This window comes from Bacteroidota bacterium (assembly GCA_040388375.1).
GTDB lineage: Bacteria > Bacteroidota > Bacteroidia > UKL13-3 > UKL13-3 > JAAFJM01.
In genome coordinates this window covers 89,740-103,371 of the sequence record JAZKBU010000007.1, presented here as the reverse complement: position 1 = coordinate 103,371, position 13,632 = coordinate 89,740, and the positions used below count along the sequence as shown (strand labels likewise).

Genomic DNA, 13,632 nt, shown 5'->3' with positions numbered 1-13,632 from the left:
AATTATGCATCCGTTAAAACAGTAAAGCCCTTGTCATAAATACCTAATTGGGGATTATATGCTAATATCTCTAGTTAAGTAATGATTACTTTGCACTTAATTTTAATTAATTATAATGGCTAAACTAGATAAAATAAAACGTAGGGTTGAACAGGTATTTGCCGAAAACCAACGTAAATTATTAAACTATAAACAAATTGCGGCTAAGCTTGAAATAACAAGCACTGAAGAAAAAAACGATGTAATACTTGCCATTAAACAATTGGTAAAAGCAGGTGCTTTGGAAGAAGTACAACCAGGTAAATTTGCAGCCGTATTTACAGCCCAGTTTGTGGAAGGTATAGTTGATATGACCCAGCGCGGTGCTGCTTATGTAAAACCAATAGAGGCTGCCAGAGGCGATGACAGCAACGACATTTTTATTCAGAAAGAAAACGTAAACACCGCCTTACATGGCGACAAAGTAAAAGTACAGGTACTGGCAGCAAAAAACAATGGCAAACAAACGGGCGAAATTGTTGAAATAGTACACAGGGATAAAATTGATTTTGTAGGAACCATACAGGTAAACTTCAACTATGCTTTTTTAGTAGCTGACGACAAGCGCATGTATACCGATATTTTTATTCCGAAGGAAAAAATAAACAAAGCAAAAAATGGCGAAAAAGTAATAGTACGCCTAACCCATTGGATGCCACATGATGATAACCCAACGGGAGAAGTGATTGAAATATTAGGTAAGCCGGGCGAACACAATACCGAAATGAACGCTATTGTAGCTGAGTTTGGCTTTGCCAATAAATTTGCCGATTCGGTTGAAAAAGAAGCAGCCCGTTTTAGCGATAAAATAAGCAAAGAAGAAATAAGCAAACGCAAAGACTTTAGAAAAACACTCACCTTTACTATTGACCCCGCTGATGCCAAAGATTTTGACGATGCTATTTCATTCAAAGAAATAGAAAAAGGTATTTATGAAATTGGTGTACACATTGCCGATGTTTCCCATTACGTAACACCTAAATCAGAATTAAACACCGAAGCCTATAACCGCGGAACATCTGTTTATTTAGTTGATAGAACCATTCCTATGCTACCCGAAAAGCTATCGAATGGTTTGTGTTCCCTGCGTCCGCAGGAAGAAAAACTAACCTTTTCAGCCGTATTTACCATTAACGATAAAGCACAGGTATTATCAGAATGGTTTGGTAAAACCGTTATTTATAGTGACAGAAGATTTAGTTACGAAGAAGCACAGGAACGCATAGAAACAGGCACAGGCGATTATGCAGATGAAATAGTTTTGCTAAATAATTTAGCCAAACAAATGCGCGAAGAAAGGTTTAAAAGCGGAGCTATTAGTTTTGAAACAGAAGAAGTAAAATTCAAGTTAGACGAAAACTTTAAGCCCGTTGATATATACATTAAAGTACGAAAAGATGCCCATAAACTGATTGAAGAGTTTATGTTGTTGGCCAATAAAAAAGTAGCTGAATATGTAGCCACTATGGGTAAAGGCAATCAAAAATACACCTACGTATACCGTGTGCATGAAAGCCCGAACGAAGATAAATTAAAACTATTTGGCATGTTTGCTGCACGTTTCGGGTATAGTTTAAGCCTTGACAATCCTAACAAAGTAGCCAAATCGCTTAATAACTTTTTACTCGAAGTAGAAGGTAAGCCGGAGCAAAACTTATTACAAAGCCAGGCTATCCGCACCATGTCCAAAGCATTTTACAGCACCAAAAAATCAGGACATTATGGTTTAGCATTTGACTATTACTCACACTTTACCTCCCCTATCAGGCGTTATCCTGATTTGCTGGCACACCGCTTATTGTTTGATTATTTAAATGGAGAAAAAAGTGGTAATCAGGATATGTATGAAGAAATGTGTAAACAATCTTCGTCAATGGAACAAAAAGCATCCGATGCAGAAAGAGCCAGTATTAAATATAAACAGGTAGAATATATACGCGATTTTATAGGTGAAACGTTTGATGGAATTATAAGCGGAGTAACCGAATGGGGAATGTATGTAGAAATAACCCAATACCGTTGCGAAGGATTGATTCGTTTAGCCAATATGCAGGACGACTATTATGAATACGATGAAAAGAACCTGTGCATTATTGGCAGAGCCACACGCAAAAAATACCAGTTAGGCGATATAGTTAAAGTACGTGTAGTAGCAGCCGATGTTATTAAACGCCAGATTGATTTAGAAATGGAAGGCGATGCATTGGTAAAAGAATTACGTAAAAACCAGCAACGTTTCAAAAAAGAAAAAGACCGTTCAAAAGGAAGAGGAAATAAAAAACGCAGGCGTTAAAACTTAATCAATACAACAATGAGCCCTTTAAAAAAAATACAAACACTTTTATTAATTGGTTTGGTGGGTTTTTCCTATAGTACATTAACCGGATGTAAGTCAAAAAAATGTCCTGATTTTACCCAGGTTGATACCCACAACAGAATAGATAAACACGGACTTGTAAAGAAAAAAAGAGTAAAGCAACGGTCAAATCCGCAAGGGTATTAAAGTTATTTTTTTTATAAAATACTGTCGTATTTTACTGGTAAAAAACACTTTACAGCAATTTTAACTTTTAAACAGGCAAAGGTTTTTTAAGATTAGCTTGCTTTTTAAAATAAATTTTGAACTTTGCGCCCGTATTTAAAATTTCATATTGTTATCCTATAAATAAAACTGATGAGTAAAAACCTTGTAATTGTTGAGTCCCCTGCGAAAGCTAAAACCATCGAAAAATTTTTAGGTAGTGAGTTTACTGTTAAAAGTTGTTATGGCCACATCAGAGACCTTGCAAAAGGTGATGAAGCCATTGATATAAAAAATAATTTTACACCCCATTACGAAGTAAGTGACGATAAAAAAATAGTTGTAGCTGAGTTAAAGAAATTATCGAAAATAGCAGAAACTGTTTGGCTGGCATCCGATGAGGACCGTGAAGGAGAAGCCATTAGCTGGCATTTAAGCGAAGTATTGGGATTAGATTCAAAAAAAACAAAACGTATTGTTTTTCACGAAATTACCAAGCCCGCTATTTTACGTGCCGTTGAAAATCCACGTACTATTGATAAAAACCTGGTTGATGCCCAACAGGCACGCAGGGTTTTAGACAGGTTAGTAGGTTTTGAATTAAGCCCAGTATTATGGAAAAAAGTACGCCCTAGTTTATCAGCAGGCAGAGTACAATCAGTAGCTGTTAAATTAATAGTAGAGCGCGAAAGAGAAATAAACAACTTTAACCAAAGCTCTGCATTTAAAGTTACCGCTAAGTTTAACGTAGGCGGTAAACAAATGGATGCTGAGTTACCTAAACGTTTTGAAACAGAAGCTGAAGCACAGGCCTTTTTAGAAAAATGTAAAAATGCTAGTTTTACTATTAAAAATTTAGAAGTAAAACCGGCTGAAAAATCACCGGCTGCTCCATTTACCACTTCAACCTTACAACAGGAAGCGAGCAGGAAATTAGGATTTGGTGTAACAGCTACTATGAGCGTTGCCCAAAAACTATACGAACACGGACACATTACTTATATGCGTACCGACTCGGTTAACTTAAGTGAGTTAGCCATTGCCAATGCCAAAGAAAATATTATTGCCAGCTATGGCGATAAATACTCCAACTCAAGAAGATATACCACCAAAAGCGATAGTGCACAAGAAGCGCATGAGGCCATCAGACCCACCTATTTCGAAAAAGCAGAAATAGATGGAACCGTACAGGAAAAACGCTTGTATGATTTGATTTGGAAACGTGCCATTGCCTCGCAAATGAGCAAAGCGCAAATTGAAAGAACCATTGCTACCGTTACCATTTCAACCATGCCCGATACTTTTACAGCTACTGGTGAGGTATTAAAGTTTGATGGTTTTTTAAAGGTATACTTAGAAAGTACCGATGACGAAAGCGATGATGAAAACAGCAAAATGCTACCACCTTTAAAAGTAGGTGAAACATTAAACTTAATCAATATAGATGCTACCGAACGTTTTAGCAGACCAGCTCCACGCTATACGGAAGCAAGTTTGGTAAAAAAACTGGAAGAATTAGGTATAGGTAGACCAAGTACCTACGCACCAACTATTGGTACCGTACAAAAACGAGGTTACGTAATAAAAGAAGATAGAGAAGGAAAAGAAAGAAACTTCACCGTTTTATTTTTTGAAAACAATAACATTACACGCAGTGTAAAATCAGAGAAATATGGCAGCGAAAAATCAAAACTATTTCCTAGCGATATAGGAATGGTTGTTACCGATTTTTTAGCCAAACACTTTGAAAACATTATGGACTATGGCTTTACTGCCAGTGTGGAAGAAGAGTTTGATAAAATTGCCAGAGGTCAATTGGTATGGAATAATATGATTTCAAAATTCTATACACCTTTTCACCAGGAAGTAACCAATACAAGTGCCAATGCAGAGCGTCAAAATGCGGAGCGCTTATTAGGAAACGATCCGGAAACCAATAAACCCGTATTGGTTAAAGTGGGTAAATATGGTCCTTATGCGCAAATAGGCGAAAACAGCGATGATGCCAATGCAGAAAAACCACGTTTTGCCAGCTTGCGCAGCAACCAGTTAATTGAGACCATTAGTTTAGAAGATGCATTAGAGTTATTTAAACTACCTAGAGTAGTTGGTCAGTTTGAAGATAAAGATATGAAAGCCGCCATCGGACGCTTTGGGCCATATATAGTACATAACAGTGTGTTTACTACTATTCCAAAAACCGATGATGTTTTTAGTATAACAGCAGAAAGAGCTATTGAGTTAATACTGGAAAAAAGAGAAAAAGATGCCAATAAGCTTATTAAAGTATTTGAAGAAGACACCAACCTTAAACTATTAAATGGCCGTTGGGGACCTTACTTAGCTTATGGTAAAGACAACTATAAACTACCTAAAGGTTCCGATGTAAATACACTTACTTACGAAGATTTAATAAAACTGGTAAAAGTACCAAGTGCAGAAACAAAAGCTGCTGCCAATAAAAAAGCAGCGAAGAAAATTGCCGTAAAAAAGGTAGCCAAAACAGCAAAGAAAGCAGTGAAAAAAGCCGCCAAGAAAGTGGCTAAAAAAGCTTAATAAAATATACCATAAAAAAGCCCCGACTAAATATTTAGTCAGGGCTTTTTGTTTTATCATTAAAGCTAAAAATTATTTAGCCACCGTATCCATCCATATAAATTCGCCAGCCCTAAACTTAAAAATATCATCATCAATAGTAAACTCCTGGTTCTCCTTAATGGTTTTCATATTAATGTCGTCCTTGGCCGTATGAATAGAACCTTTGGTTTGATAAGCAATTTTTAAATACTCCGCATTAATTCCTTTTGCTGTACCACAAATAATAATATGAATTGGCTTTTTTATTCTTTTCAATAAAACCATATCACGTACCGGGCTGTCATCGGCTACTAAAACTATGTCTGAATACCCACGTAAGGTAGTAATTGTCTTTAAAACCGCCTCTAAATCGTTTTCAGGGTCATCTCCGCCTTGGCGTTCCCCACCTTTTTTACGGGTTTCGTCTATATCCTTCTTAAATTTCTTAAAATCTTTGGCTTCAAAAGTATAAACACCACCTACTAAACCCACTTTCTTGGTTTCATCAATTACATCACCACCATCATGAAAAAGCGTATAAAACATTACTTTTTCGCTTTCGTAGTTTTGTTTATACCAAATAAGCAATTGGCCTATATAAGGAAACATACTCCCAGTTAAATCAACCACCATAGCTATTTTTTTCCATTGTGGGTTTCTTCTGAAAGCATGAAAAATAGTAGAGTCTTTTAATTTATATTCTCCGGTTAAAAACTTATCAAACTTTATAGTAGTTGGTTTTTCTTTGGTGGGCGCTTCATAAGTTACATAACCCTTCTTATCAAAATGAGCATAGCTTCCTACTAAATCGCCTTTAGTAAAATTAGCTTCGGTTTGCATAAACCCGGCTTCATCGTAACAACGTTCGTAACCGTTCTTTAAACCATCTTTGTAAATTTCTTCGCAACGTGTGCTGCAATTAGGAAAAAAAGAAACACTAGGGCCATCAAGCACTCCATTTTTAAAAGTATTACTTAGTTCAATGCAGTCTTGTCCATCATAATATCTTATTTCCAGACCTTGTTTCTCATTGTTTTCGTAAAACACTTCATATTTCAAATCGTCATTAGGCCAGTAGTAACGCCAAAAACCTTGCTTCTTGCCATCAACAGTTACATTGATAGTATCCCCATCGTGAATGGTAAAATTTTGACTTTTTAAACCTGAACAAAAGCTAGTAACTAAAATTAAACTAATTACACACTTAAAAATAATATACTTCATTTACTTAAATTCCCCAATAAATTAGCTAATACTGCAGCTCATTTCTTGTTCAACAATATGGCTAAAATCTTGATTTGCATCAATTAAATAGCCCTTTACCCCCGCCCCATTTGCACAAACAACATCGCGTTCCTTGTCACCAATCATAAAACTTTTTGTTACATCAATATTGTATTTAGCAACAGCCTTTTCAACCATCATACTTCCTGGTTTTCTACATAGGCAATTACTACTTTCAGGATGATGTGGACAGTAATACATTTCAGTAAAAAAGAAGCCGTTTTCTTTGGCTTGTTCTTGCAAAAACAAATGCATTTTTTCTAATTCAGTCCTGTTATATAGCTTTTTTGCTATGCCACCCTGGTTAGTAATTACAAAAAGTAAGTAACCATTATCGTGTAATTTTTTCAGGTTCGAAAACAGATAAGGAAGCAACTTAAAATCCTCAAAACGTTGAATATAATCTCCAACTTCAAAATTTAAAACTCCGTCCCTGTCAAAAAATGCGGCCTTGTTCAAAACCATTTATAAATAATTTTTGCTTCAATAATACGCGATAAATTGTAAAATAAACCGTTTAAGTTTATAATTGAAAAATTTATGACCAATAAAATAGTTATCATACCAACCTATAATGAGATAGAAAATGCTGAAAACATTATTAGAAAAGTAATGAGCCTTCAGCCCACATTCGATTTATTAATAGTGGATGATAATTCGCCTGACGGAACAGGAAAATTGGTCACCCAACTGCAAAACGAATTCAGTAATTTATACCTGCTTTCCCGCAAAGAAAAAAACGGTTTAGGCACAGCATATATTGAAGGATTTAAATGGTGTTTAAATAAAGGCTACGATTACATTTTTGAAATGGATGCAGACTTTAGCCATAACCCTGACGACTTAATCAGATTATACAATGCCTGTGAACAAGGAGCTGATTTAGCCATTGGCTCACGTTATATCAATGGCGTAAACGTAGTAAACTGGCCTATGAACAGAGTGCTTATGAGTTACTATGCCAGTGCTTATGTGCGTTTTATTACAGGCATGAATGTAAGAGATACAACAGCCGGATTTGTTTGTTACACCAGGAAATTACTACAAACCATTGAACTCGATAAAATAAGATTTAGAGGCTATGCATTTCAAATTGAAATGAAGTTCACTGCATTAAAATATGGATTTAAAATTACCGAAGTACCTATTATATTTACCGATAGAACACAGGGAGAATCAAAAATGAGTAAATCCATTTTCAAAGAAGCTATTTGGGGCGTAATTAGTTTAAAACTAAAAAGCCTATTCAAAACCTACAACAAATAATTGCAATTCATTATTTAATGGAAAATTTATTACAACAAGCCGATGTGCAAGAACTTATTAATATTGCACTCCGAGAAGATATTGGCTCAGGCGATCACAGTTCGTTAGCTTGTATTAGTGCCGGTAAAACAGGTACTGCTTATTGTACAGCCAAGGACGATGGCATTATTTGCGGATTGCCATTGGCTAAATATATTTTCCAACAAGTTGACAGCTCATTAATTTTTACTACTACTTTTAAAGATGGTGATAGCATAAAAAAGGGCGATACCGTTTTTACAGTAGAAGGAAAATCAATTTCAATACTGACAGCGGAACGTTTGGTATTAAATTTTTGCCAGCGATTAAGCGGTGTAGCCACCCAAAGTAAAAACATAAGTACCCTTTTAAAAGATTACCATACCAAAGTTTTAGATACACGTAAAACTACACCGGGCATGCGTTTGTTTGAAAAGTATGCAGTTAAAATTGGTGGTAGTTATAACCATAGAATAGGTTTATATGATATGATTATGTTGAAAGATAATCATATTGATTTTGCAGGAGGCATAGCACAAGCTATTGACCAAACACATGCATACCTAAAGCAAAATAATTTAGACCTTAAAATAGAAATAGAAACAAGAAGTTTAGACGAAGTAAAACAAGTATTAGCCAAAGGGGGCGTAAACAGAATAATGCTTGATAACTTTACCCCTGCATTACTTAAAGAAGCAATAACACTTATTAATAAACAATACGAAACCGAAGCCAGTGGTGGTATTACACAAGCTACCATAACCGATTTTGCAGCCTCGGGAGTTGATTATATTTCGGTAGGTGCCTTAACCCACTCTGCAAAAAGTATTGATTTGAGTTTAAAAGTTATGTAATAATTGAACATGTTGTAAAATTTTACTTGCTTATTCAGTTTTTTTTTAATTACATTGTTAAAGTATAATTAACTATAAATTAACTAAAACAGAAATGAAAAATTTTACACTAAAAACTTTTGCTGTTGCTTTTACAGCAGCAAGTCTAATTTTATCATCTTGCTCAAAAGACGATTCTAAAAAGGACGATTCAACTGGAAATGGAGAAGTATTTAGCTCTACAAAAACAGCTCTTTTCCTTTATTATACCGGTAGCGAATGTAATCCTTGTGGTTCTTTAGGTATTCCTAACTACAATGCCGTAACAAAAGATTTAAACTTAAAAAGTAAAGTTATAGGCGTAGCAGTACATTGTAATGCTCCTCAAGATGATAGTATGTATAATGCTCCTGCAGGTGGCGAATTATTACAACTTATTATATCAAGCGGAAGCTATAGTGCACCTACATTTTTAATTCCACCAAATGCTAAATTCAGCGGTTCTGGTTCTACAGCCCAAGCCAATGCCAGCAGTTATGTAAACACATTTTCTGCTCCAGCTCCTATAGTTGGTATGAATGTTACTGCTACTAATGCAGGTGGTATTTACAATATAAAAACAAGAGTAAAATTCCTTACTGCTGATAGCGGTCAGTACAAAGTGGCTGTATTACCTTTGGAAGATGGTGTTAAATACCACCAGATAGCAAACGGCAAAATAGTACAAAACTATATACACGATGAAGTATTAAGAGGTAAATTCTCAACAAGTGCTTTTGGAGATGAAATTAAAGCAGGTAAAGTAGATGCAGGAACAATTATAGAAAAAGTACACATGGGTTCAGCTCCTCTTACTACACCGGTTGGTTCAGTTAACTACTGGAACAAAGCTAACATGAGTGCAGTAGTTATAGTTTGGAAACATACTAAAGTTGGAACAACCAATGTAGTAGAAGTAATGAACTGTCAAAAAGTTAAATTACCGGTAGAATAACTACTTGTATGCTAAATAAGAAAAAGCCGATTCTAAATAATTAGAATCGGCTTTTTTTATTATCATTGTTCAAGCATATGTGGCACTCATACCTAATTGGCTTTAATGCCTATTTAAAACTAGAAAAATCACTTTCCCCAAATAGCATTGAAGCCTATATACATGATGTAGAAAAACTTTGTCAATTTTTGGCCGCTAAAGAACTTACGCTACAACCACAAGATATTACATTACATACCTTACGGGAGTTTTTACGTTTTATAAACGAGTTAGGTATAAACAATACCAGTCAAGCCCGTATCATTAGCGGTATCAAATCATTTTATAAATATTTACTTTTAGAAGATTTAATAAAAATAAATCCTGCCGAATTATTAGAAAGCCCGAAAGTAACACGCAAACTACCCGATACATTAAGTGTTGATGAAATTGACCTAATGCTTGCTACTGCTGATTTAAGCACCGATGAGGGAACACGCAACCATGCTATTATAGAAACAATGTTTAGCTGCGGATTACGGGTAAGTGAAACCACAGGTTTAAAAATATCAGATATTTTTTGGAACGATGAATTTATAAAAGTAATAGGCAAAGGCAACAAAGAACGCCTAGTGCCCATATCAAAAAGAGCCTTAAAAGAAATTGATATCTATTTACACTCCGTACGCAATAAATTAAACATAGATAAAAACAGTACTGATATTATTTTTTTAAACAGGCGTGGTAAAGGCCTGTCAAGAGTTTATATTTTTTTAGTGATTAAAGAAATGGCACAAAAAGCACAAATTAATAAAAACATTAGTCCGCATACCCTGCGCCACTCCTTTGCTACAAGCCTAGTTGATGCAGGTGCCGATTTACGCTCAGTACAACAAATGCTAGGGCACGAAAGTATAACAACTACCGAAATTTATACCCACATCAGCAGAGAGTATCTACATGACGTAATAAATAGTTTTCATCCACGGGGAAAATTATAAATTTTACTACCTTGCTCCCTTTCAACATAACAACACAAATGTTTAAACTTATAAAGTACAGCCTTTATATTATTTTCAGTATTACACTTTTATCCTTTACCCAAACAGGAAGTGTAAAAATTGCCAAACTCAAATACAATGGTGGTGGTGATTGGTATGCTAATAAAACATCGTTACCCAACCTGATTAAATTTTGTAACGATAATTTAAAGCTGGCCATTTGGCCTGAAGAAGATATTGTAGAAGTGGGAAGCAAAGATTTATTCAATTACCCGCTCATACATTTAACAGGTCATGGTAATATAGTTTTTAATAAACAAGAAACCGAAAATCTGCGCAATTACTTAATAGCAGGAGGTTTCCTCCATGCCGATGATAATTATGGTTTAGATAAATTTTTCAGACGCGAAATGAAAAAAGTTTTTCCGGAATTGGAGTTTGTTGAACTGCCTTGGTCACACCCTATTTACCACCAGAAATTCGATTTTAATAAAGGCCTACCCAAAATACATGAGCATGAGGGAAAACAATCTCAAGGTTTTGGTTTAATGTATAAAGGTCGGTTAGTTTGTTTTTATAGTTACGAATGCGATTTAGGCAATGGTTGGGAAGACCAGGACATATACAACGACCCTGAAGCAACCAGACAACAAGCGCTTAAAATGGGTGCTAATATTTTACAATTTGCTTTTACCCAATAAATAAAAACACCTATTTTTAAAACAACGGTAAACTATTAAAAGTTGTTGAAAACCGCCAAAGCAAAAACAGTAATTTGCCAACGTGGATTATTTAAGTTTATTAAACGAAAGTCAACGTGCTGCAGTTGAAAATACCCAAGGGCCAGTAATGATTATTGCGGGAGCAGGCTCAGGAAAAACAAGAGTACTTACCTACAGAATTGCACATATTTTAAAACAAGGCAATGATGCCTTTAATATATTAGCCCTTACATTTACCAACAAAGCCAGTAAAGAAATGCGCGAAAGAATTCATTCCGTAGTTGGCAATGAAGCACGTAACCTTTGGATGGGCACATTTCACAGTGTTTTTGCACGTATTTTAAGAGTAGAAAGTGAACGTATTGGCTACCCACGTAATTTTACTATTTACGATAGCGATGATGCTAAAAGTTTACTCAAAACCATTATTAAAGAACTAGGGCTTGACGATAAATTATATAAACCATCTAGTGTATTAGGCCGTATTTCAGCCGCTAAAAATGCTTTGGTTAATGCAAAAGAATACATAACCAATGATGAGAATACCTCATTTGATGAAAGCAGTGGCAGACCTATGTTTGGTAAAATATTTCAAATGTACCAAGAGCGCTGTTTCAGAGCCAGTGCCATGGATTTTGACGACCTTCTTTTAAAAACATTTGAGTTATTCCGTAACCATGCAGATGTTTTGCACAAATACCAACATCAGTTTAAATACATTATGGTTGATGAGTTTCAGGACACCAACCAAGCCCAATACGCTATTATAAAAAAACTTTCAGCTGTGCATCAAAATGTAGCAGTGGTAGGCGATGACGCACAAAGTATTTATGCTTTCAGGGGAGCAACGATTGCCAATATTTTAGGCTTTCAACGCGATTTCCCTGATACCAGAGTATTTAAACTGGAACAAAACTATAGAAGTACACAAACCATAGTGGAGGCAGCAGGCGATTTAATAAAACTGAACAAAGACCAAATACCTAAAAAAGTATTTACCACCAACGATTTAGGAGAAAAAATTAAAGTACTCAGAGCTTTAACCGATAATGAAGAAGGGCGAATGGTAGCCGGCAGCATTTTTCAGGAAAAAATGAATACACACGCCATGAACAATGAGTTTGCCATTTTGTATAGAACAAATGCCCAAAGTCGTTCATTGGAGGAAGCTTTACGCAAAATGAATATTCCATACAAAATTTATGGGGGACTTAGTTTTTATCAGCGTAAAGAAATAAAAGACATAATAGCCTATTTCAGAGTAGTACTTAACCCCAATGACGAAGAAGCACTAAAACGAATTATCAATTACCCAACAAGAGGAATTGGTAAAACCACTTTAGATAAATTAACCGTTATAGCCTCGGAAAACAATATTAGTTTATTTGACACACTACAACGCTCAGCAGAATTTGGTTTTAAAGGGAGTGATGTTTTGAACGACTTTGTGTTAATGATTAAAAGTTTTCAAACCATGTTGCAGAAACCGGCTTATGAAATAGCTATGCATATTGCCACACAAACAGGATTATTGAAAACTTTATATGAAGACAAAACGGTAGAAGGGATTGCTCACTATAAAAACATTGAAGAGTTATTAAATGGTATAAAAGAGTTTAGTGTAGACGATAGTGTGGATGATGATGGTGTACAAAAATATGGTATTTTAGAAGAGTATATGTCAGACATTGCTTTACTAACCAATGCCGACAACGAAGACCCAAGCGATAGAGACAAAGTAACCTTAATGACTATTCACTCCTCAAAAGGACTTGAATTTAAACATGTATATATTGTAGGTTTAGAAGAAAATTTATTCCCCTCACAACTTTCATTAAACAGCCGACAAGAACTAGAAGAAGAAAGAAGACTATTTTATGTGGCCGTAACAAGAGCCATGAAAAAACTGACCCTTTCATTTGCCACAAGTCGGTTTAAATTTGGTACCATTAGTAATTGCGAACCCAGTAGGTTTTTAAGTGAGTTAAACCCACAATACCTGCAAATGGATGCTATATTCAGTAAAGGTAGCGATAGCATAGGTTCATCGCCACGTGGTAGCTATGGTAATACCAACTCTCGATTTGGTAAACCCGGCTTACCTGCAACAAAAACGGCCACATCAACAGTAGGACAAAAATTTACCACACAACCCAAAACAACGGTTGCTCCTCCTCCAGCTGGCGACCCTAATTTTATAGGAGACGATACCAGCAAAATACAATTAAGCCAAAAAGTAGAACACCAACGATTTGGATTTGGAATGGTCATCAATTTAGATGGAGCTGGCGATGGAAAAAAAGCCGAAATTGAATTTGAAAATTTTGGAAAAAAAATGATTGTGCTAAAATTTGCCAAACTCAAATTGCTTTAAAAACAAAAGTCAGTCAAATTCATT

The 13,632-nt window shown here is 35.4% G+C and carries 11 protein-coding genes; 9 read left to right on the top strand and 2 right to left on the bottom strand.

The features are described 5' to 3' along the window. Positions 1 to 115 precede the first annotated feature (115 nt). The 3 genes from rnr (at position 116) to topA (ending at position 5,116) form a co-directional block, all read left to right on the top strand. Complete coding sequence (gene rnr, locus V4538_12000) at positions 116 to 2,332, top strand: ribonuclease R (GenBank protein MES2381759.1); 2,217 nt, start codon at positions 116 to 118, stop codon at positions 2,330 to 2,332. A gap of 18 nt (positions 2,333 to 2,350) precedes the next feature. After that, complete coding sequence (locus V4538_11995; protein MES2381758.1) at positions 2,351 to 2,542, top strand: hypothetical protein; 192 nt, start codon at positions 2,351 to 2,353, stop codon at positions 2,540 to 2,542. A 171-nt stretch (positions 2,543 to 2,713) separates the two neighbouring features. Continuing rightward, positions 2,714 to 5,116 (top strand): type I DNA topoisomerase, encoded by a 2,403-nt coding sequence (gene topA, locus V4538_11990; GenBank protein ID MES2381757.1) that lies wholly within the window; start codon positions 2,714 to 2,716, stop codon positions 5,114 to 5,116. Positions 5,117 to 5,188: 72 nt separating this feature from the next. Here the strand turns inward: topA and V4538_11985 are convergent, their stop codons facing one another. Together V4538_11985 and V4538_11980 are read right to left on the bottom strand one after the other, a co-directional pair. Then, entirely contained in the window at positions 5,189 to 6,361 is a 1,173-nt protein-coding gene (locus tag V4538_11985) for a hypothetical protein (protein MES2381756.1), read from the bottom strand. A 21-nt stretch (positions 6,362 to 6,382) separates the two neighbouring features. Beyond that, entirely contained in the window at positions 6,383 to 6,886 is a 504-nt protein-coding gene (locus V4538_11980; GenBank protein ID MES2381755.1) for an HAD family hydrolase, read from the bottom strand. A 75-nt stretch (positions 6,887 to 6,961) separates the two neighbouring features. On the opposite strand from V4538_11980, the gene V4538_11975 reads away from it, so the two are divergent. The 6 genes from V4538_11975 to V4538_11950 all read left to right on the top strand — a co-directional run bounded on the left by V4538_11975 (position 6,962) and on the right by V4538_11950 (position 13,608). Next, complete coding sequence (locus V4538_11975; GenBank protein MES2381754.1) at positions 6,962 to 7,687, top strand: polyprenol monophosphomannose synthase; 726 nt, start codon at positions 6,962 to 6,964, stop codon at positions 7,685 to 7,687. Between the two features lie 17 nt (positions 7,688 to 7,704). Beyond that, positions 7,705 to 8,559, top strand: coding sequence for a carboxylating nicotinate-nucleotide diphosphorylase (gene nadC, locus V4538_11970; protein MES2381753.1), 855 nt, complete (start codon positions 7,705 to 7,707; stop codon positions 8,557 to 8,559). A gap of 94 nt (positions 8,560 to 8,653) precedes the next feature. Beyond that, a complete protein-coding gene (locus V4538_11965; GenBank protein ID MES2381752.1) occupies positions 8,654 to 9,532 on the top strand; it encodes an Omp28-related outer membrane protein in 879 nt (292 codons plus the stop codon). A 77-nt stretch (positions 9,533 to 9,609) separates the two neighbouring features. After that, on the top strand, positions 9,610 to 10,512 hold the full coding sequence (gene xerD / locus V4538_11960; protein MES2381751.1) for a site-specific tyrosine recombinase XerD: 903 nt from the start codon (positions 9,610 to 9,612) through the stop codon (positions 10,510 to 10,512). Positions 10,513 to 10,550: 38 nt separating this feature from the next. Next, on the top strand, positions 10,551 to 11,213 hold the full coding sequence (locus tag V4538_11955; protein ID MES2381750.1) for a DUF4159 domain-containing protein: 663 nt from the start codon (positions 10,551 to 10,553) through the stop codon (positions 11,211 to 11,213). 82 nt (positions 11,214 to 11,295) lie between these two features. Continuing rightward, positions 11,296 to 13,608, top strand: a complete 2,313-nt coding sequence (locus V4538_11950) for a UvrD-helicase domain-containing protein (GenBank protein ID MES2381749.1) — start codon at positions 11,296 to 11,298, stop codon at positions 13,606 to 13,608. Positions 13,609 to 13,632: the final 24 nt, after the last annotated feature.